We start from the raw sequence: 19783 nt of genomic DNA, 5'->3' as shown, positions 1-19783 counted from the left end.
CGCCTGCTTGCCGGTGAGCACCATCGTCGAGTCGGGCGTCATCACGAGGATGCCGCGCGTGTGCATGAGCATCGTCGCCTCGGCGTTCCAGTACGGCTGGGCGCCGACGTTGATCCCCGACACGACGATGTTGATTTCGCCGCCGTCCTGGGTGAACTCGACGATCCGCTTGAGCGCGGCGGCGACCCAGTCCATGTTCTCGGTGCCGGAGGTCATCGAGATCCGCGCGCCCGAGGACAACGCGTACCACTCGACCGGCACCCGCATCCGCTCGGCCAGGTCGAGCGCGGCGATGACCCGCCGGCACTCCGGCTCCGACAACGCGCCGAGCGACTTCGTCGGGTCGCCCAGCAGGACGACCCGGGTGACGCCGTCCGGGTGCCGCTGCGTCGGCGTGGTGACCACACCGGCGACCATCGCCGCCTTGTTGCGCCCCTTCGGCCGGTCGACCGGCACGAGCGCGAAGGAGTCGTCGAGGTCGTGCTCGACGAACGTGCCCAGCCGGTCGGTGAGCTCGTACGGGTAGACCGTGTTGCGGCTGCTGGCGCGCAGCACCTTCAGCCGGTAGTCGTCGAGCGGCTCGACCGGCTCGTCGGCCGGCGCGCCGATCGTCATCTGGGTGCCGGTGGCGTCGAAGGAGATGCGCACCGTGGTCTTCACCAGCTCGCCGGTGGAGCGGTCGCGCAGCCGTCCGATCAGCTGGATCTCCTCCAGCCCGGCGCCGGCCGTGGTGGGCAGCACCCGGCGGGCCATCGCCTCCAGTTCCGCGCGGGTGATGTCGCTCGGCGGCCAGATGTACAGGATGATCCGGTTGGTGCTGAAGCGCTGGTTCGGCCGCAGCGCGCGGCGGATCGAGTCGGCACAGGTGGCGATCGTGGTCTCGGCGGTCGGCAGGGCGACCAGGCGACCGTCCTGCTCGCGCAGCTCGGTGAGGTCGCGGACCTGCGCGAACGCGACGAGCCGGTCGTCGGACGGGTTCTCCCGCGCCACGCAGCGGAACAGGTAGACCTCCTCGTCCAGCGAGGGCAGGCGGGTCAGGTCGAACCGGCTCAGCCGCTCCAGCTGCATCCGCTGCGCGATGAACGGGTGCAGGCCGCGGATCAGCCGCTCCTCGGTCATGCCGAGCGTCGACGGGCGGAACGTCACGTGGTGGTGCATCACCGCGCCGGCGCGGCCGGCGACCGTGGTGGTCAGGCGGCGGACCTGGTGCGGCAGCGGGTGCGCGCTGATCACCTCGTGCAGCGCGCCGGCCAACGCGTCGGAGTCGGCGGGCTGGTTCTCCCAGGCGAGGTAGATGTCGGCGTCGATGACGTCGTCGCCGGTCGCGAGCCCGGCGAGCCCGCGCAGCGCGTCACCGAGCGCGGTGAAGTCCACCGCGGCCGAGACGATCCGCGCGCCGCGCTGCTCGGCGACCACGAACGTGCAGCCGTCGGCGACCTCGGTGCGCACGCCGGTGAGGCCCTTGTTGCCGTAGTACCGCCGGGTGAGGACCTCCAGCAGCACGGTGTTGTCGCGGTCGGCCCGGTTGAGGCGCTGGCCGAGCAGCCGCACCAGCGGCTCGGTGGCCCGCACCATCGCGGCGACGCGCTCGGCCCGGTCAGGCGAGTCGGGGTGGGCGTCGAGGTGCCGCAGGTGGCCGCGGACCTGGGCGTAGACCTCGGCGCGGGTGCGCCGCAGCAGCGGCTGGGCGAACCAGCCGAACACCACCCCGCGGGCCAGGTCGGCGACGGCCGGCAGGCGGACCTGCGTGGCGGCCACCAGCCGTTCCAGCGCGAGACCGACCGGCTCGCGCAGCGTCTCGTCCGGCGGCGGCTCCTGCAGCCACGCGCGCAGGAGCGCGGTGACCACGGTGGCGTCGGCCACCGCCCGCTGCAGCGCCAGGAAGATCCGGAACACGGCGGCTTCGAGCTCGGGCGTGCGCTCCAGTTCGGTGACGCCGTAGTGGCGCAACGCCCGCGAGAGCCGGCCCTGGAACGCGGTCGGCAGCCCGGCCCGGTCGACGTCGAGGCTCTGCAGGTACACGTGGAAGAACTCGCGCGAGCTGCGGATCTGGTCGTCGCCGTCGGAGCCGGTGGGCCGGTTGCGGCTCAGCTCCGCGAGGTCGGCGAACACCTCGACCAGCTCGAGCTCCTCGCCCAGCGGCCGGTGGTCGGAGGCCGAGGTCCGGGCGGCGAGGTAGTCTGCGAGCGTGCGGCGGTCGTCGTGCGGGTCGACGTCGAAGCCCAGCAGGAGACTGCGCAGGTCCTCCTGGCCGCGGCGCAGCCGGTCCCGTACCGGCGCCTCGGCCGGCGCCTCGGGAAGGTCCAGCTCGACGGCCGGCCCCGCGGCCACCGGAACCACGTCGTCGGAGTCGCCGACAGGCTCCAGCCGCAGCAGCGGAGCGCCGGTCTCCACCTGGCTGCCGACGTGCACCACGCACTCGGTGAGCCGCGCCTTGAACGGCGCGCGCAGCACGGTCTCCATCTTCATGCTCTCGAGGACCAGCACCGGCGCGTCGGCCTCGACCTCGGCGCCGACCGCCACCGGCGTGGCGACCACCAGCGCCGGTGCCGGCGACCGGAGCACGCCGCCCTCGTCGCGGAGCACCCGGTGGGTGACGCCGTCGACCTCGACCAGGTGCACCGACCCGTGCGTGTCGGTGAGCAGGCGGAAGCGGACCCCGTTGACGAGGATCTGCCCGGTGTGCCGGTCGAAGCGGTCGAGCACGATGTCGGCGCTCCGCGCGTCCCCTTGCGCTTCGACGCTGACGCGGAACCGGTGCGGACCGACCCGCGCGACCCGGACGCGGTAGCCGACCCCGCGCAGCTTCAGGTCGAGCGGCTGCCCGCTCTCGTGCCGCGCCTGTGGCCGGCCGCCGTGCGCGGTGGCCAGCAGTCGCTGCCGCTCGGCGCGCTCGGTCTCCTCGTACTCCTCGATCGCGGCGGCGGCGAGCGCGACCGCGGAGTGCCGGTGCGAGACCAGGCGGCCCTCGCCGCGGACGCGGTCGATCCAGCCGGTGTCGGCGCTGGCGTCGATGACCTCGGGCTGGTCGAGCAGGTCGAGCACGAAGCTGCGGTTGGTGACGCCGCCCTCGATGACGACCGTGGTCTGCGCCATCGCCCGGCGCAGCCGGCCCAGCGCCTCGTCGCGGTCGCGGCCGTAGGCGATGATCTTCGCGATCATCGAGTCGAAGTCGGCGGGGATCGTGTCGCCCTCGCTGACGCCGGTGTCGACGCGGATGCCCGACCCGGTCGGCGCGTTGAACCGCGCGATGCGGCCGGGGGAGGGGGCGAAGTCGCGGTCGGGGTCCTCGGCGTTGAGCCGGGCCTCGATGGCGTGGCCGCGCTCGACCGGCTTCGGGCCTTCGAGGCGACCGCCGTTCGCGACGTGCAGCTGCGCCTTGACCAGGTCGAACCCGTTGGTGATCTCGGTGATCGGGTGCTCGACCTGCAGCCGCGTGTTGACCTCGAGGAACGCGAACAGCTTCTCGCCCGGGTGGTAGAGGAACTCGACGGTGGCCGCACCCCGGTAGCCGACAGCGATCGTGAGCTGCTCCGCCGAAGCCTTGAGCTCGGCGGCCTGCGTCGCGCTCAGAACCGGAGACGCCGACTCCTCGATGATCTTCTGGTTGCGCCGCTGCACCGAACAGTCGCGCACGCCCAGCGCCCAGGCCGTGCCCTGCCCGTCGGCGATCACCTGGACCTCGACGTGGCGGGCGCCGGTGACCAGCCGCTCCAGGAACACGACGCCGCTGCCGAACGCGCGGGCGGCCTCCTGGCTGGTGCGCTCGTAGGCGTCTTCCAGCTCGTTCGCGTCGTGGACCACGCGGATGCCGCGCCCGCCGCCACCGGCGGTCGCCTTGAGCATCAGCGGGTAGCCGATCCGGGTCGCCGCTTCGAGAGCGGCGTCGAGCGTCTCGACCGGGCCGCGGCTCCACGGCGCGACCGGCACGCCGACCTCCTCGGCGATCAGCTTCGCGCCGATCTTGTCGCCGAGCTTGCGCATGGCGTCGGGGCTGGGGCCCACGAACGTGACGCCGAGCCGCTCGCACAGCTCGGCGAACGCCGGGTCCTCGGCGACGAAGCCCCAGCCGACCCAGGCCGCGTCGGCGCCGGTGTCGACCAGCGCCCGTTCCAGCGTCTTGAGATCGAGGTAGGGGCGCGCCGACGCCGGGCCGAGATCGTAGGAGATGTCGGCTTCGCGAACGAACATCGCGTTCCGGTCGACGTCGGTGTGTAGGGCGACGGTCTCGATCCGTGCCCCGGTCTCCGCGGTGAGCTCGCGTACCGCGTTGATGAGCCGCATCGCGGCCTCACCACGGTTGATGATGGCGACCCGACTGAACATCCGGATGAGCCCTTCCCGCCGATCGACACCTGGAACGCACTCGATCGTCGCCCATCCGGGTGACGAGCGCCGGCTTGCACCATGACGATAATGCCGGCTGAGCTTTGTGGGAGTCCCACAAGTCCCCTTATCGGAACCCCTGAACGCCCCTGACCTCGGCGGCGTGAACTCGCGAGCATCCGGCACGGCGGCACCCTGCGGCCAGGCCGACTACACTGCGTCAATGGTGGTGAACGCCCGGCCGGCCGCCGGGGGCGGGCGCTGGGTGGAGATCTCGCCCGAGCGCCTCAAGGGCTGGCTCGACGGCTTCTACGGCCGTCACGACGGCGCCACCGAGAACGGCCTCACGCTCACCGGCGCGAGCAACGGCGACACCGCCACCCTCCATCCGCCGCCGGGCCTCGACGCGGTCGCCGACGTCGACTCGCTGCTCGCCGGCGTGTCGAGGCCACCGCGCGTCGGGCTACTGCTCGCGCGCAAGGGCGCGCTCGCCGTGGGTGTCGTCGACGGGACCCACGTGAGCACGTCCAAAGTGGAGCGGTTCTACGTGCAGGGCCGCACCGCGGCGGGTGGCTGGTCGCAGCAGCGCTACGCCCGGCGGCGCGACAACCAGGCCTCCGCCGCGGCGCAGAAGGCCGCCGACCTGGTGGCCCGCGTGCTGCTGCCGGCCCTGCCGGACCTCGCCGCCCTGGTGTGCGGCGGCGACCGGTCGATGGTCGACGCGGTGCTCGTCGACCGGCGGCTGGAGCCGCTGGTGGCGCTGCGCCATCCGCACCTGCTCGATACCCCGGAGCCCCGCCTGGAGGTCCTGCGCGACGCGGCGGTGGCCGCCCGCCGCGTGCGCATCCACCTGGTTCCCTGAGTCCCCCGTTCCTTGAGTTCCCCGCGAACCGGCTCTACGCCCTGGCGGCGTACGCGTCGATCTCGGCCAGGATCCCGGCCTTGCCGGCGTCGTCGAGGAACGAGTAGCGCACGCCCTGCCGCGCCAGCTCCGCGACCCCCGCGGTGTCGAGCCCGAGCAGCCCGGCGGCGACCACGTACTCGTTGGTGAGCGTCGTGGAGAACATCGGCGGGTCGTCCGAGTTGATGACCACCGGCACGCCGGCACCGACCAGCGTCGGCAACGGGTGCTGCTCCAGCGACGGCACCGACCGGGTGCACACGTTCGACGTCGGGCAGACCTCCAGCGGGATGTCGTTGTCCCGCAGGTGTTCCATGAGCCGCCCGTCCCGCGCGGAGGCGATCCCGTGGCCGATGCGCTCGGCGCCCAGGTGCTCCAGCGCGTCCCACACCGTCTGCGGACCGGTGGACTCGCCGGCGTGCGGCACGCTGCGCAGCCCCGCCGCCCGCGCCTTCGCGAAGTGGTCGGCGAACTGCGCCCGCGGCACGCCGATCTCGGGACCGCCGAGCCCGAAGCTCACCAGCCCGTCGGGGCGCAGCCGCAGCGCCACGTCGAGCGTCACGTCGGCCGACGGCACCCCGGCCTCGCCGGGTATGTCGAAGCACCACCGCAGTTCGATGCCGTGGTCGCGGGCGGCCCGCGCCCGCGCCTCCTCGACCGCCTCGCAGTAGGCCTCGGCGGCCATCCCGCGCACGATCGACGAGTACGGGGTGAGGGTCACCTCGGCGTACCGGACCTGTTGCGCGGCAAGGTCCGACGCGATGTCGTAGGTGAGCGTCACCACGTCCTCGGGGTCGCGCACGAGGTCGACGACCGACAGGTACACCTCGATGAAGTGCGCGAAGTCGCGGAACGTGAAGTACGCGGCGAGCTGCTCGACGTCGGCCGGAACGGTGGTGCTTCCGGCGTGCCGCGCGGCCAGCCGCGCGACGGTGGCGGGGCTCGCCGCGCCGATGTGGTGCACGTGCAGTTCGACCTTGGGCAGGTCGCGGATGAAGCTCTCGATCACGTGTGATCTCTCCCTTCGCGAGGTCGAAGGGGGCGTGCCGGAGCCGGCCCCCTCCAGGTTCGGGGGAGGCGCCCTTGATGAAGCCATGCAGGGGCGAGCGTGGCGGAAATCGTTCCGTCGCAGCGCCTCTCGCCCTGCAGCGCGCCGTCCTCGGCGCGAATGATTGCCGGAGACCCTAACAGCCGGTAACCACGGGTCGCAATGACCGCGGCCTCATACACGCTGGATCCGGTGGCACGTAATCGGGTTGTCCGGGGGTGGTCGGTTGCCTACCGTGGAACGTGAACACACCACACGTCGATCGGTCGAAAGGACCACGGGACCGGGCGGTTTTCGTTGTGGACAAACAGATCCAGCCTGCCAAGCTCCCGTGGACGAGCGCCGGTGTGAAGCTCCGGAGGATCCGGGTTCGACTCCCGGGGTAGGCACGCACGCCCTCGTAGCCCAACGGCAGAGGCACCAGTCCGAGATGCTGGTTCGTGCGCGTTCGAATCGCGCCGAGGGCACGTTCCATGGAGGAGCCGGCACGGCTACGGACACGCCGCTGGAATCGGCGTACAGGCTCACACCTGTCGTGGGTTCGAATCCCACCTCCTCCGCGTGTCATCGAGAAATGCACGCCCGTGTAGCTCAACGGAAGAGCGGCTGCCCTACAAGCAGCGGGCTGGGGGTTCGAGTCCCTCCGCGGGTACGTCGGGCGCACCGCACGCAGCCCTGTCGGTGGGCCTGCCGGTGGGCTTGCGCGCGTGCGGCGACGGTGTACGCTTCCTCGCGATGAAGACCTTCTCGTTCCGAGAGGGGGCCGTTTCCACGTTCGGTGAGTGCTGATGCGCTCAACCATCGTGGATCGAGACCTCCGTCTTTCTGTGTGGCGGCACGTGCGCGAGTTCGCCGTGCCCCCGTCGATGATCGAGTCAGCTACCGCCCGTCGCGCTGTCGGCGACTGGGCCGGTGCGTGCGCGGCCGCGCGCGTGGACGCCGACGTCGACCTGCGTGAGGTGGCCCGGCTGCACGGCCGGGAACTCGCGGCCGAGGTTCGGGCCGACCTCCGTCAACTCGCTCCCGACCTGCTGCGCTGGCACCTGCCCCGGGTCGCTCCCGACGGCCTGCTGCGGCCGGCCCTCACGATGTCGCTGGCCCGGTACGGCGGCGTGCACCTGGTCGCGCGGACCCCGCCGGCCTGGGCCGACGCCGGTCAACGGATCAGCGTCGCGCTGTGGGACGGCTCCCGCGTCGGCCGGCTGCCGCATCCCCGACCGAACCCCGACCGGCGGTACCGCCTCGACCTGCACCGGCACCTGTGGGACGCCCGCTACGCCGGCGACCTGCGCGAACGCGCCGGTGTCGAGCGGTGGCCGGCGGACAGCGCGGACCCGTCGCTGCCGGACGGCTGCGCCGTGCACCGGTGGCCCGCGGAGGCGGCGCTGCTTCGGGTGGCCGACGGTGCTCCGGGCGTCCCCGTGACGGTGCGCATCGGCCGGCGCCGCCTGGCGCTGCACGGTGACGAGGCGGTGCCGCGGCCCGCGCGACGGTCGGCGGCGGCCCTCCCGGTGCTGCCGTACGCCGCCACCTGGCTGCTGCCCGATCTGGAGCTGCTGCGGGCCGGGCTGGTTGACGCCGACCGGCTGCATCCGTTGGTCGCGGCCGCGTTGTGCGGGCGTCCGCCGGGGCAGGCGCGGGCGGGTGACCCGCGTGCGGGTTCCTGGCGGCTGGTCGAGTGCGACGGCGCACGGCACCGGATCGGGCTGGTCGGCGGCGTGCTCGTGCCGTTCGACCACCCGCCCGACGAGGTGCGGCGCGAAGAGCTGCTGGCGGCCCTCGGCGGAACGCCGATGCCGTGCCTGCAGGCGGTCGCGCGGGTCCACAGCGCACCGGAGAACCTCGACGACATCCGCTCCCGGCTCGACCACGGCGACACGGCCGGCGCGCTGGCCGTCGTCGAGGACCTGATCGGTCCGGCGGCCCTGCTGCGCGCGGGCGCCCTGCGCGACGAACTGGAGAAGGCGGCCGCCCGCCGGGTCACGCACGGCATGTACCGCGCCGGGCTCGTCGGCCGCGGACCGCTGAAGTACCTGCCGAACGGCCGCCAGACCAGATACCGACAGACGACAAGGTGAATCCACATATGACTCTGGACATCGCGGCCGAGCTGCTCGGCCTGCTCTCCGACACCGACACCGAACCGCGTCCGAACGACCAGCTCGAGGCGCTCACCCTCGCGGTCGCGGCCGACCTGCCCGTGCTGCTGTGGGGCGAGCCGGGCATCGGCAAGACCGCCGCCCTGCACCAGCTGGCCGAGTCGCTGGGCCTCCCGCTCACCACGGTGATCGCCAGCGTCCACGAGCCGACCGACTTCTCCGGCCTGCCCGTCATCGGCGCCGACCCGGCCGTGCACGGCGTGCCGATGGCCCCACCGGACTGGGCGGTGCGCCTGGTCCGCGAGGGCCGGGGGCTGCTGTTCCTCGACGAGCTGTCCACCGCGCCGCCGGCCGTGCAGGCCGCACTGCTGCGGCTGGTGCTGGAACGGCGGGTCGGTGCGTTGCGGCTGCCGCCCGGCATCCGGATCGTGGCCGCCGCGAACCCGCGTGCGTCGGCCGCCGACGGGTGGGACCTCAGCGCGCCGTTGGCGAACCGGTTCGTCCATCTACAGTGGACACACGAGCACGACGTCGTGGTCCGCGGTCTCGGTGGCACGTGGCCGCGGGCGGCGCTGCCGCGGCTCGACCCGGCCGGGCTGAAGGACGCGGTCGCCTACGCCCGGCGCGCGGTGTGCGGGCTGCTCGCGGTCCGGCCGACGCTGGTCCACCAGCTGCCGAAGTCCGAGACACGGCGGGGCGGCGCGTGGGCCTCGCCGCGCACGTGGGACATGGCCCTGCGCCTGATCGCGTTCGGCACCGCCGCGGGCGCGTCGCGCGACGTGCTGTCGCTGCTCGTGCGCGGGGTGGTCGGTGACGGTCCGGGCCTGGAGCTTCTGGCGGCGATGGACCGCATGGAGCTGCCCGATCCGGAGAGCCTGCTCGCGGACCCCGCGACGGCCGTGCTGCCCGATCGCGGCGACCTGCGCCAGGCGGCGCTCGACGGCGTCGTCGCCGCGGTGCGCAACCGCCTCGACCGCGAGCGGTGGGACGCCGCGTGGGACCTGCTGGTACGCGCCCTGGAGACCGGCGCGCCGGACCTCGTGGTGGTGCCCGCGACGACGCTCGCGAGCCTGCGCCAGGACGGCTGGCCGGTGCCGCCGACGATCGAACGGCTCGCCGGCGTCGTCACCATGTCGCAGCGGGCCGTTCCGGAGACGGTCGCCGCATGAACCTGGACCGCGACAAGCTGTTCGCCGCACGGCTGCTCGCCACCCGCGCACGGCCCTACCTCGCGGCGGCGCTGTTCGCGCTGAACCCGGTCGAGTCCACGCGCGTGCCGACGATGGCCGTCGACCGGCACTGGCGGTGCTACGTCTCGCCGCACTTCGTGGCGCGGACCCCGGTCGAGGAGCTGGCCGGGGTCTGGGTGCACGAGGTCTCGCACCTGCTGCGCGACCATCCCGCCCGCAGCGACCGGTACGCCAAGCGCAACGGCACCAGCGGGCCGGGCGAGCGGCTGCGGATGAACATCGCCGCCGACTTCGAGATCAACGACGACGTGTACGGCGACGGCCTGACGAAGCCGGCCGACTGCGTCACGCCGGACCTCCTCGGGCTGCCCGACGAGTGGCTGATGGAGGACTACCTGCGCAATATCCGGCTGAGCTCGGCGCCCGACGGCCTGCTCTGGCTCGACTGCGGCAGCGGCGCCGACGGCGGCCACCGGGCGTGGGACCTCGGCCCGGCCGGCGCGCACGGGCTCGCCCCGCACGAGGCCGACGCCGTGCGGTTCCGGGTGGCGGAGGGCATCAACGGGCACCGGGGCAGCGTCCCGGCGGGCTGGCAGCGCTGGGCGGAGCAGGCCTTCCACCCGCCGCAGCCGTGGCGCGACCTGCTGATCGCCGCGGTGCGGGCGGCCGCGGCGGGCGCCGGTGCGGGCCAGGACTACGCGTACGGCCGGCCGGCGCGGCGGGCGGCCGCCGTGCCCGGGGTGGTGCTGCCGGCCCTGCGCCACCGGACGCCGCGGGTGTCGGTCATCATCGACACCTCCGGCTCGGTGAGCGACGCCGAGCTCGGCAGCGCGCTGCTCGAGGTCGCGGCGATCGGCCGGGCCGTCGGCGGTCGGCGGGACCAGGTGAGCGTGCTCTCCTGCGACGCCGCCGCCGGCGTCGCCCACCCGCTGTGCCGCGCCGAGGGCATCCCGCTGATCGGGGGAGGGGGCACCGACATGCGGGAGGGTTTCACGACGGTGCTGTCCCGCCGCCCGCGCCCCGACGTGGTCGTCGTCCTGACCGACGGCGAAACCCCGTGGCCGAGCACGCAGCCACCGTGCCGCACCGTCGTCGGACTGTTCCCCCGCCGCAAGGTCCAGAACGAGGACCACTACGACGACCCACCGCCGTCGTGGGCCCGCGTCGTCACCATCGGTTGAGCCGGAGGGGGCAGGGCCCGGGGCGACGGCGTCCGGCTCGACGCGACCAGCGCGGCCAGGCCGGCGAAGATGACGGCGGCGACCACGCCGGTGAGCTGGAGGCCGTCGGTGAACGCCTCCCGGGCCCGGTGCAGCAGGTCAGCGGCGTCGGCGGCGGGCAGGCGGGCGGCCGCGGAGAGCGCCCCGGCGAAGGAGTCCGACGTACCGTGCATCCGGTCGCGGTAGACGGCGGCGCCCAGCGCCAGCACGGTGACGCCGACGACCACCAGAGGCAGGCCGGTCCCGACCAGCAGCAGGCCGCCGAGCGCCGACACGACCAGCCCACCGGCGATCGCGACCGGCGGCGGCACCCGCCGGGCCAGCAGCGGCGCGGTCATCGTGCCGACCGCCACGCCCAGGCCCATCGGCGCGAACAGCACCGCCGCCACGAACGGCGGGTGGCCGGGCACACCCTGCAGGTACTGGGTCACCGACAGGCCCGTGCCCGCCATCGCCACACCGGCGAACACCAGCGCGACGACGACGGCCCGGAACGGGCGGCTCCGGAACAGGCGCACGTCGAGCAACGGCCGGTCCAGCCGCAACTGCCGCCGCACGAACAGGACACCAGCCACCGCCGGCACCAGAGCCACCGCCGGCACCAGAGCCACGCTCACGAGCGTCACCCCAGTCCGCGGTCGGGGTCGTCGCGGAACATGTTCGTGATCAGAGCGAGGGTCGACGGCATGAGCGTGGCACCGGCGACGCCGATCAGCGCCCGCACCACGATGAGCATCAGCGGGCCGGACGCGAACGCGCCCGCCACCGACAGCACCCCGAACGCCGCCCCGCGGGCGAGGAGCAGCCTGCGACGGCCGATGCGGTCACCGAGCGTGCCCATCGTGATGACGAGTCCGGCGACCATGAAGCCGTAGGCGTCGCTGATCCACAGCTGTTCGACCGGGCCGGCGCCCAGGTCGGCGCTCAGCTCCTTCCGTGATCGTCACCCGGCGGTCGGAGCGATCCGGCGTGGCTTGACACGCGTCCGTGGGAAAGTTGCCGGCGGGATGTCAAGAACGCGTGGGCGGCTCCGACCGGCCGGTGACAGTGACCCACGAGAGGGAGCGCGAGATGAAGTTCGTCATCAGCATGTACATCAACCCGGCCGTGCTCGACGCGTTGACGGAGGAGGAGCGGCAGGCGATCGGCGAGGGCCACGGGCGGTTCATGGACTCGCTGAAGGAGTCCGGGGAGTTCATCCTCACGCAGGCGCTCGTCGACCCGTCGCAGGCGGCCGTGGTGTCGGTGCGCAACGGCCAGCCGGCGGTCACCGACGGGCCGTTCCTCGAGGCCAAGGAGCACGTCGGCGGCTTCTACCTCGTCGACGTGGAGACCAAGGAGCGGGCGCTGGAGCTGGCGGCGCAGATCCCCGACGCCGCGATCCCGGGGCTGGGCATCGAGGTGCGCCAGGTGATGTTCTTCGACGGTTCCCTGGAGCCGTGACGACACCCGCGATCGAGGACCTGCTGCGTGAGTACACGCCGCAGGTCCTCGGCGTCCTGGTGCGCCGGTACCGCCAGTTCGAGGCGTGCGAGGACGCGGTGCAGGAGGCCGTGCTCGCCGCCGCCACGCAGTGGCCGGCCGGCGGGGTGCCGGTCAACCCGCGCGGCTGGCTGGTGACCGTCGCGTCGCGGCGGCTCATCGACGAGTGGCGCAGCGAGCACGCGCGTCGCGAGCGGGAGACGGCCATCGCGGTCGAGCCGCCGCCCGACGAGGTGCCCGACACCGACGACACGCTCGACCTGCTGTTCCTGTGCTGCCACCCCGCGCTGACACCGGCCTCGCAGACGGCGCTGACGCTGCGGGCCGTCGGCGGCCTCACCACCGCCGAGATCGCCCGTGCGTTCCTGGTGCCGGAGGCCACGATGGCGGCCCGGATCAGCCGCGCCAAGCAGCGGATCCGGGCGGCCGGAAGCTCGTTCCCGGTGCCGGCCGGGGAGAACCGGCTCGGCGCCGTGCTGCACGTGCTGTACCTCATCTTCAACGAGGGCTACACCGCCTCGTCCGGCGCCGAACTGCACCGCGCCGACCTCGCCCGCGAGGCGATCCGGCTGACCCGCATGGTCCACGCGCGGCTGCCCGACGACAGCGAGGTCACCGGCCTGCTCGCGCTGATGCTGCTCACCGACGCCCGGCGCGACGCGCGCACGACCGCCACCGGCGACCTGGTGCCGCTGCGCGAGCAGGACCGCTCGACCTGGAACCGCGCGCTGATCGAGGAGGGCACGACGCTGGCCGGGGCGGCGCTGGGCGGGCCCACGCTCGGCCCCTACCAGCTCCAGGCGGCGATCGCCGCCACGCACGCCGACGCCGCGTCGGCCGACGGGACGGACTGGCGGCAGGTGCACGCGCTGTACCTGATCCTGCAACGGATCGCGCCGAACCCGATGGTCATCCTCAACCGGGCGGTCGCGCTCGCCGAGGTCGAGGGGCCGGTCGCCGGGCTCGCCCTGCTGTCCACACTGGACGACGACGAGCGGCTCGCCGGACACCACCGGCTGCTGTCGGTGCGGGCTCATCTGCTGGAGAAGGCCGGCGACACCCGCGCGGCGTACGAGCACTACCGCCGCGCGGCCAGGGCGACGGCGAGCGTCGCCGAGCAGCGCTACCTCGAAGGCCGGGCGGCCGCGTGTCAGCCGACCTCCACCCCGTAGGGCATTCCGGTGACGGGACCGCCGCCCCCGGCCAGCGCCGTGGCGATCGCGGCGGCGGCCGGCGGGTAGGCCAGCTCGCCGAGGCCGCCGATCGGCGCGTCCGAGCGCACCAGCACGACGTCGATGTCCGGGCAGTCGGTGATGCGGGCCCACGCGTAGTCGCGGAACGACGACTGCACGACGGCACCGTTCCGCACGGTGATCTGCGCACCGAGCACAGTGGACAGTGCGTCGAGCACGGCTCCCTCGACCTGCGCCACCACCCCCGACGGGTGGATCGGCACGCCGACGTCGACGGCCACCGTCACCCGGCGCACCCTCCGGGCGGTCGGGTCGGCGTCGACGACCACCGCGATCGCGGAGTCGTACTCGAGGTGGCAGGCCGCGGCCCGGCTGTGCTGAGAACGGCTCGACCCGACCGGCGTGCCGGCCTCGAGCGCGGCGGCGTCGAGCACCGCACGCAGCCGCGAACCCTCCGGTAGCAGCCGCCGCCGCACCGCGATCGGGTCGTGGCCGCCGCGCCGCGCGAGCTCACCGAGGAAGCACTCCTCGGCGTAGGCGAACTGGCCCGCGTAGACCGAGCGCCAGAAGCCGGTGCGCAGGGGAGCGGGGCGCAGCGTCACCGACACCTCGCCGGGCACCGCGTAGGGGAAGTGGTCGCCGCTCGCCCGCACCACGGCCGGGTTGGCGAACGGCGGCGAGACGGTCAGCGGCCACGTCGCCACCTGGTGGACGCGGGTGGTCGGTACGCCGTCGGGGCCGAGCGTCGCGGCGAGCCGGTGCGCCGACATCGGACGGTACGAGTCGTGGCGGGTGTCGTCGTCGCGGGTCCAGCGCACGGTGACCGGTCTCCCGACGGCCTGCGAACACGCGACCGCCTCCTGCACCGGGTCGATCTCGATGCGCCGGCCGAACGCGCCACCGGCGAGCGTCGGCGTCACGTGGACCTGGGTGTCGGGCCGGCCGAGCTGGGCGGCCAGCGTGGTGCGCAGCCCGCCCGGGTTCTGCACCGGCGCCCACACCCGCACCGCGTCGGCGGTGACGTCGGCGGTGGCGTTCATCGGCTCCATCGGCGCGTGCGCCAGCAGCGGCAGGCGGTAGACCCGTTGCGCGTCGAAGGTTCCGGTGAGCGGCGGCAGCGCCGCCTCCAGGTCGGCCAGCCACGCGCGGCTGTCGGCCGTCGGGGTCCCGCCGGTCCAGGTGACCCGCAGCGCGTCGCGCCCGCGCAGCGCTGCCGCCGTCGACGTGGCGACCACCGCGACCCCGCCCTGCCCCGCCCCGGGCGGAACCAGCCGGACGACCGCGACCACCCCGGCCACCGCCCGCGCGGCGGCGTCGTCGACCGTGTCGACGACCGCGCCGATCCACTGTGGACGCGCGACGACCGCGACGAGGCGGCCCGCCGGCGCCGACTCCACCCCGTACGCCGCGCGCCCGGTGACGACCGCGCGCGCGTCGGACCGCCCTGCCGGGGTGCGCCCGATGAGCCGCCACCGCTCCGGCGGCGTCAGCGTGACCGGCACCGTCGCCGGGTCGAGCGCGGCGGCGTCGGCCACCAGCGCGCGGTAGGGCAGCGCCCGCCGGCGCGGATGCTCGACCCGGCCGCCGCGCGCGACGCACTCCGCGACCGGCACCTGCCAGCGGGCCGCCGCCGCGGCCACGAGCAGGCACCGCGCCGTGGCCGACGCGGCGCGCAGCGGCCCGGTGATGTGCCTGCTGGACATCGAGTTGCCCACGGACTGCGAGCCGTACCGGGCGGTGTCGCCGGGCGCCTGTTCGAGCGTCACGTCGGCGACCTCGACGGCCAGCTCCTCGGCGACGAGGACCGCGGCCATGGTCCGCACGCCCTGGCCGGTGTCGGGCTTCGGGACGGTGGCGACCACGCGCCCCTGGGCGTCCACCCGCACGAACACCGTGGGCGCCAGCGCCGGTGCCTCCGCGCCCAGCGGGAGGACCACCGGGACCGCCACGACGAGCGCGCCCGACCTCAGCAGCGTCCGACGCGCGATCACCGCGCACCCCTGGCGAGCTCGGCAGCGCGCCGGACCGCGGCCCGGATGCGCGGGTACGTGCCGCACCGGCAGACGTTGTCGCGCAACGCCTCGTCGATCTGCGCGTCGGTCGGGTCGGGCACGCGGGCGAGCAGAGCCACGGTCGCCATGATTTGGCCCGGTTGGCAGTAGCCGCACTGGGCCACGTCGAGCTCGAGCCAGGCGCGCTGCACGGGATGGTCGCCGCGCGCCGACAGCCCCTCGATCGTGGTGATCCGGTCGCCCTCGGACTCCGCGACCGTGCGCACGCACGGCCGCGTCGCCGCGCCGTCGACCAGCGAGACGCACGCGCCGCAGGCGCCGATGCCGCACCCGTACCTCGGACCCGTGAGGCCGAGCTCGTCCCGCAGCGCCCACAGGAGGGGCGTGTCACCCGGGACGTCGACCACCTGACGCCTGCCGTTGACGTGCAACCGGTACCGCGACACCACGACCCCCTCGCTTCGTGCATCGATCATTGTGGATGATGGTGCCGCGAAGTATCGGGCGTTCGGCCAGCGCTACCGCCGGACCTACCGCCGGACCACGCCGGTGGCCGTACAGCTCGTGCCGTCGGGTCCCGCGCCGATCTTCTCCGGTTCCTCGCCGGTGTCGTTGCCCTCGAACAGGTCGCACAGGCCCAGGTCGTCGTCGCCGACGATGGTGATGTTCGACAGCAGCGCGGTGTCGCCGAGGTTGACGTTGATGCCGACGAGCACGCCGCCGGGTGCGGTGGCCGCGATTCCCGACAGCGTCACCGTGCGGGCGGCCTGGGTGGAGCAGTTGCCGCACGACCGGTAGAGCTTGCCGAAGTCGCTCACCTCGAAGTTGCGGATCGTCACCGAGCCGCCGGCGCCGCGGTTGTCCTGGAACACCTTGTCGTCGGCCCGGGCGGCGCTGCCGCCGTCGACGACCACCGTGGCGTCGGTGCCGCGGAACGTGGCGGCGTCCTCGCCGACGTCCTCCCAGAAGACGTCGCGCAGCGTGCAGCTGCCGGCGCAGTGCACCCCGTCCGCGGCCGGCGACCCGATGATGACGTTCGTCAGCGTGGCGCCCGGTGCCAGCGAGAACAACGGGTCCTGGCCCTCGGCCTGGCCGTCGCCGCCGAGGTCGCCGGCACCGACGAAGCGCCGGTTGCCACCGTCGAAGACGCCGGTGACCTCGATGGTCGCGGTGACGGTCTGCTCGCCCGCCGCCGGTGGCACGTCGGCCGACGCGTACGTGGCGGCCACCGCACCCGCTCCGAGGACGACCGCTGTCGCGGCCGCCACGATCAGTTTCCGGCTCATCCGGTTGGCCCTCCTTCGCGAGTGGCTTCGTAGAGGCGTACGGCCGGCCGGAGGGGAACGGGTCTCAAAGATGCCTTAAATCGACCGTAATCACTCAATGTGTCCGGCCGGCGCCTCTGGCCCGGAACTAGAACGTGTTCTAGTCTGGTCCCATGCGGTTCACCTATGCCGAGGCGATGACGCTGGCGTCCCACTACGTGCCGCTGGCGCAGGCCGCCGAGGCGGCCGGCTACACGAGCATGACGGTGGCCGACAGCCTGATCTACCCGGAGGAGTCCGACAGCAGGTACCCGTACACCGCCAGCGGCGACCGGGAGTTCCTGCGGGGCAAGGAGTTCATCGAGACGTTCGTCCTGTGCGCGCAGCTGTTCGCGGTCACCTCGACGCTGCGGCTGACGCCGTTCGTGCTCAAGCTTCCGGTGCGCCCGCCCGTGCTCGTGGCCAAACAGGCGTCGTCGCTGGCGTTCCTGTCGGGCAACCGGCTCGGGCTCGGCGTGGGGCTGTCGCCGTGGCCGGAGGACTTCGCGGCGCTCGGCGTGCCGTGGGAGGCGCGCGGCCGGCGCATGGACGAGTGCATCGACATCCTGCGCGGACTCACCGGCGGCGGGTTCTTCGGCTACGACGGGGAGTTCTACTCGTTCCAGCCGCTGCAGCAGTGCCCCGCGCCCACTCAGCGGATCCCGCTCCTCGTGGGCGGGCACTCCGACGCGGCGCTGCGCCGCGCCGTCGTCAAGGGCGACGGGTGGATGCACGCCGGCGGCGACGCCGCGGAGCTCGACCGGCTGCTCGACCGGCTCGCCGAGATCCGGCGCGCCGAGGGCGACACCCGCGACGACTTCGAGGTGCACGTCATCTCGTTCGACGCGTACACCGTCGAGGGCGTGCGGCGCCTCGCGGACAAGGGTGTCACCGACTGCATCGTCGGGTTCCGCGACCCCTACATCGACGGCGCCGACACCGAACCGCTGGAGGCGAAGGTCAAACACCTGCGGTGGTACGCCGAGAACATCATCGCGAAGGTGTGACGCACGGCCCGGCCCGCCAGCCCCAGCGGACGCCGCCGAAGACCTCGACGATCCCGCGGCCCGTGGCGTCGCGGCGGCCGGTGTCGCGGACGAGGAACGCCTCCGCCGTGAACCGGTGCGCGGACCCGACCCCGGCCCGGGCCGACGCCTGCAGGTTCACCACCGGCACCCCGTCGACCGACGTGTGGCCGCCGTACGGGTGGAACGGGTTCGCCCGGCCGCCCCGGTCGACCGCGGCGACGCCGTCGTACCGGGTCACCTGGATCCAGTGCACCGCGTCGTCGGCGGGCGGGTCACCGTGCCGGACGTCCGGCTCGTACACCAGGTGCAGGTCGGCGCCGACGCCGGTCGCACCGGTCTCCTGGGCGACGAACACGCTGTGCGACCGGATCCGCAGCGCCGCGCCGCCGGGAAAGCCGCCCTGGTACCGGAACGCGTAGTGCCCGCCGCATTCCCGGTCGAGCACCGCGGCGAAGTCGACGTCCGGGTCGGCGGGCCGGTCCCCGTACCGGGGCGCGAACGGGTCACCCGGCCGGTCGCACGGGAGCAGGCCGACCCGGTACGGCCGTCCATCGTGGACGAACTCGACCGCGGTGACGTGCCCGCCCAGCGTCCGCGCCGCCGCGCCCGGCCACCCGGTCGGCATGCTGGGCCGGTGGTCGGCGACGAGCCGGCGGTGGTCGGCCGCCGGTCGGGTCGGGAGCCGGGTCACCCGTCGACCACCCGCCAGCCGTACCGCAGCCCGCCCATGATGACGACGGTGGCCGATCCCGAGTGGTCGCGTACGCCGGTGTCGTGCGCGAGGAACACCTCGGCGGTCGCGGTCGTCGTGGCGTCGGCGGTCGAGTACAGGTTCACCAGCCGGCGACCGTCGACCGACGTCGGGCCGCCCGTCGGCAGGAACGGGTTCGCCCGCCCGCCGTTGTCGACCGCGCCGTCGGACACCCGGATCCAGCGCAGTGCCACGGCCGGGTCGGGGTCGCCGTCGTAGACGACGTACAGGTCCACGCGTGAGCCGGTCACGGCGTACGAGCGCACCCGGAACCCGCCGCCCGCGGGAAGCCCGCCGGCGTACCGGAACGAGTAACGGGTGCCGAACGCCGCCTCGACGGTGCGCACGAACTCCACGGTCGGCGCCGCCGCGTACTCCGGCGGGCACAGCTCGACCCGGCACGACCGTCCACGGTGGACGGGCGTGTGTCCGCCGACGGTCACGCCGCCGGCCGCGGGCCAGCCGTGCGGTTCGCTCGGGCCGTAGTCGCAGACGAGCCGTGATGCCATCCGTGCTGTCTATCGCCGGCCGGATAAAGGGACCGCTAAGATACCGGCACGTACTAAAGTGGAGGTGCGCGATCACGACCCGCCGGCGTGGACGTCCCAGCGGCAGCCAGGGCCCCGAACTGCTGGCGGTCGCCCGCGCGGTCTTCCTCGAACAGGGCTTCGCCCGCACCACCATGGACGCGGTCGCGGCCCGGGCGAGGATCTCCAAGACGTCGCTGTACCAGGAGCATCCCTCGAAGGACGCGCTCTTCGCCGCCGTCGTGCGCGACTGGGCCGCCCGCGGCCGCGACGCGATGCGTCCCCATCTCGACCTCTTCCTGGCGACCGACGACGTGCCGACCGCGCTGCTGACGCTCGCCCGCACGCTGCAGGCCGGCATCCTCGGCGCCGACGTCCTGCGGATGCGGCGGCTGGTCGCCAGCGAGGCGGCCCGGTTCCCCGACGTCGCGGCGGGTTACGTCGCCGACAGCTGGGACCGCAACATCGCCACCCTCGGCGACGCGCTCGCCGAGCTGACGCGCCGCGGCCGCATCCGCGCCGACGACCCGTCGACCGCCGCGCAGCAGTTCACGTGGCTGGCCGTGGCCGCACCGCTGAACGACCGCACGCTGCGCGGCGACGACACCCCGCCGGCGGCCGACGTCCTCGATGCGACAGCACGCGCCGCCGTCGACACCTTCCTGGCGCGCTACGGACGACCGTAGAACGCGTACCCTGCAA

The 19783-nt window shown here is 73.9% G+C and carries 17 protein-coding genes and 4 tRNA genes; 12 read left to right on the top strand and 9 right to left on the bottom strand.

Going from position 1 to position 19783, the window contains the following annotated elements:
• Positions 1-4326: ATP-binding protein (locus Voc01_RS30810; protein WP_203931109.1), on the bottom strand; the 4326-nt coding region annotated here is incomplete at its 3' end.
• Between the two features lie 226 nt (positions 4327-4552).
• Here Voc01_RS30810 and Voc01_RS30805 point away from each other — a divergent pair.
• The gene (locus Voc01_RS30805; protein WP_203931115.1) at positions 4553-5188 is read left to right on the top strand and encodes an acVLRF1 family peptidyl-tRNA hydrolase; all 636 of its coding nucleotides are present in this window, start codon (positions 4553-4555) and stop codon (positions 5186-5188) included.
• A 34-nt stretch (positions 5189-5222) separates the two neighbouring features.
• Here Voc01_RS30805 and Voc01_RS30800 read toward each other — a convergent pair whose 3' ends face one another.
• On the bottom strand, positions 5223-6233 hold the full coding sequence (locus Voc01_RS30800) for an adenosine deaminase (RefSeq protein WP_239160592.1): 1011 nt from the start codon (positions 6231-6233) through the stop codon (positions 5223-5225).
• Positions 6234-6591: 358 nt separating this feature from the next.
• Between Voc01_RS30800 and Voc01_RS30795 the strand changes: the two genes are divergently transcribed.
• The 7 genes from Voc01_RS30795 (at position 6592) to Voc01_RS30765 (ending at position 10745) form a co-directional block, all read left to right on the top strand.
• A tRNA-Phe gene (locus Voc01_RS30795) sits at positions 6592-6664 on the top strand.
• Between the two features lie 5 nt (positions 6665-6669).
• Positions 6670-6742 (top strand) — tRNA-Leu (locus Voc01_RS30790).
• Between the two features lie 8 nt (positions 6743-6750).
• A tRNA-Ser gene (locus tag Voc01_RS30785) sits at positions 6751-6835 on the top strand.
• A gap of 20 nt (positions 6836-6855) precedes the next feature.
• Positions 6856-6927: transfer RNA gene (locus Voc01_RS30780), tRNA-Val, on the top strand.
• Positions 6928-7063: 136 nt separating this feature from the next.
• The gene (locus Voc01_RS30775) at positions 7064-8353 is read left to right on the top strand and encodes a hypothetical protein (RefSeq protein ID WP_203931107.1); all 1290 of its coding nucleotides are present in this window, start codon (positions 7064-7066) and stop codon (positions 8351-8353) included.
• Positions 8354-8361: 8 nt separating this feature from the next.
• Positions 8362-9543, top strand: coding sequence for an AAA family ATPase (locus Voc01_RS30770; protein ID WP_203931106.1), 1182 nt, complete (start codon positions 8362-8364; stop codon positions 9541-9543).
• On the top strand, positions 9540-10745 hold the full coding sequence (locus tag Voc01_RS30765) for a vWA domain-containing protein (protein WP_203931105.1): 1206 nt from the start codon (positions 9540-9542) through the stop codon (positions 10743-10745). Before Voc01_RS30770 ends, Voc01_RS30765 begins: the two co-directional genes overlap by 4 nt.
• Here Voc01_RS30765 and Voc01_RS30760 read toward each other — a convergent pair.
• Positions 10697-11401, bottom strand: a complete 705-nt coding sequence (locus tag Voc01_RS30760) for an MFS transporter (RefSeq protein ID WP_203931104.1) — start codon at positions 11399-11401, stop codon at positions 10697-10699. The two genes, Voc01_RS30765 and Voc01_RS30760, sit on opposite strands and share 49 nt — an antisense overlap.
• A gap of 5 nt (positions 11402-11406) precedes the next feature.
• Complete coding sequence (locus Voc01_RS30755) at positions 11407-11670, bottom strand: MFS transporter (protein ID WP_239160591.1); 264 nt, start codon at positions 11668-11670, stop codon at positions 11407-11409.
• 185 nt (positions 11671-11855) lie between these two features.
• Between Voc01_RS30755 and Voc01_RS53340 the strand changes: the two genes are divergently transcribed.
• Positions 11856-12227, top strand: coding sequence for a YciI family protein (locus Voc01_RS53340; protein ID WP_239160589.1), 372 nt, complete (start codon positions 11856-11858; stop codon positions 12225-12227).
• Positions 12224-13438 (top strand): RNA polymerase sigma factor, encoded by a 1215-nt coding sequence (locus Voc01_RS30750; protein WP_239160588.1) that lies wholly within the window; start codon positions 12224-12226, stop codon positions 13436-13438. Before Voc01_RS53340 ends, Voc01_RS30750 begins: the two co-directional genes overlap by 4 nt.
• Here the strand turns inward: Voc01_RS30750 and Voc01_RS30745 are convergent.
• The 3 genes from Voc01_RS30745 to Voc01_RS30735 are packed head-to-tail and all read right to left on the bottom strand — an operon-like array spanning position 13417 to position 16757.
• On the bottom strand, positions 13417-15450 hold the full coding sequence (locus Voc01_RS30745; RefSeq protein WP_203931102.1) for a molybdopterin cofactor-binding domain-containing protein: 2034 nt from the start codon (positions 15448-15450) through the stop codon (positions 13417-13419). The two genes, Voc01_RS30750 and Voc01_RS30745, sit on opposite strands and share 22 nt — an antisense overlap.
• The gene (locus Voc01_RS30740) at positions 15447-15947 is read right to left on the bottom strand and encodes a (2Fe-2S)-binding protein (protein WP_203931101.1); all 501 of its coding nucleotides are present in this window, start codon (positions 15945-15947) and stop codon (positions 15447-15449) included. Before Voc01_RS30740 ends, Voc01_RS30745 begins: the two co-directional genes overlap by 4 nt.
• 54 nt (positions 15948-16001) lie before the next feature.
• Positions 16002-16757, bottom strand: a complete 756-nt coding sequence (locus Voc01_RS30735; protein WP_203931100.1) for a pectate lyase — start codon at positions 16755-16757, stop codon at positions 16002-16004.
• Positions 16758-16909: 152 nt separating this feature from the next.
• Here Voc01_RS30735 and Voc01_RS30730 point away from each other — a divergent pair, with 152 nt between their 5' ends.
• Entirely contained in the window at positions 16910-17782 is an 873-nt protein-coding gene (locus Voc01_RS30730; protein ID WP_203931099.1) for a TIGR03619 family F420-dependent LLM class oxidoreductase, read from the top strand.
• Here Voc01_RS30730 and Voc01_RS30725 read toward each other — a convergent pair.
• Positions 17766-18494 carry a hypothetical protein gene (locus tag Voc01_RS30725; protein WP_203931098.1) on the bottom strand — a complete coding sequence of 243 codons (729 nt, stop codon included), beginning with the start codon at positions 18492-18494 and terminating at the stop codon, positions 17766-17768. The genes Voc01_RS30730 and Voc01_RS30725 overlap by 17 nt on opposite strands.
• The gene (locus tag Voc01_RS30720) at positions 18491-19063 is read right to left on the bottom strand and encodes a hypothetical protein (RefSeq protein ID WP_203931097.1); all 573 of its coding nucleotides are present in this window, start codon (positions 19061-19063) and stop codon (positions 18491-18493) included. Before Voc01_RS30720 ends, Voc01_RS30725 begins: the two co-directional genes overlap by 4 nt.
• Before the next feature lie 2 nt (positions 19064-19065).
• Here Voc01_RS30720 and Voc01_RS30715 point away from each other — a divergent pair, with 2 nt between their 5' ends.
• Entirely contained in the window at positions 19066-19767 is a 702-nt protein-coding gene (locus tag Voc01_RS30715; RefSeq protein ID WP_203931096.1) for a TetR/AcrR family transcriptional regulator, read from the top strand.
• Positions 19768-19783 lie beyond the last annotated feature (16 nt).

The organism is Virgisporangium ochraceum (genome assembly GCF_016863655.1).
GTDB lineage: Bacteria > Actinomycetota > Actinomycetes > Mycobacteriales > Micromonosporaceae > Virgisporangium > Virgisporangium ochraceum.
Note: the sequence above shows the minus strand (reverse complement) of the source record. Positions and strands in the feature narration are given on the sequence as shown.

Coding starts and splice junctions, on each gene's coding strand:
- Voc01_RS30775 (WP_203931107.1), top strand. CDS start 7,064: ATGCGCTCAACCATCGTGGATCGAGACCTCCGTCTTTCTGTGTGGCGG.
- Voc01_RS30770 (WP_203931106.1), top strand. CDS start 8,362: ATGACTCTGGACATCGCGGCCGAGCTGCTCGGCCTGCTCTCCGACACC.
- Voc01_RS30765 (WP_203931105.1), top strand. CDS start 9,540: ATGAACCTGGACCGCGACAAGCTGTTCGCCGCACGGCTGCTCGCCACC.
- Voc01_RS53340 (WP_239160589.1), top strand. CDS start 11,856: ATGAAGTTCGTCATCAGCATGTACATCAACCCGGCCGTGCTCGACGCG.
- Voc01_RS30740 (WP_203931101.1), bottom strand. CDS start 15,947: ATGATCGATGCACGAAGCGAGGGGGTCGTGGTGTCGCGGTACCGGTTG.
- Voc01_RS30735 (WP_203931100.1), bottom strand. CDS start 16,757: ATGAGCCGGAAACTGATCGTGGCGGCCGCGACAGCGGTCGTCCTCGGA.
- Voc01_RS30730 (WP_203931099.1), top strand. CDS start 16,910: ATGCGGTTCACCTATGCCGAGGCGATGACGCTGGCGTCCCACTACGTG.
- Voc01_RS30720 (WP_203931097.1), bottom strand. CDS start 19,063: ATGGCATCACGGCTCGTCTGCGACTACGGCCCGAGCGAACCGCACGGC.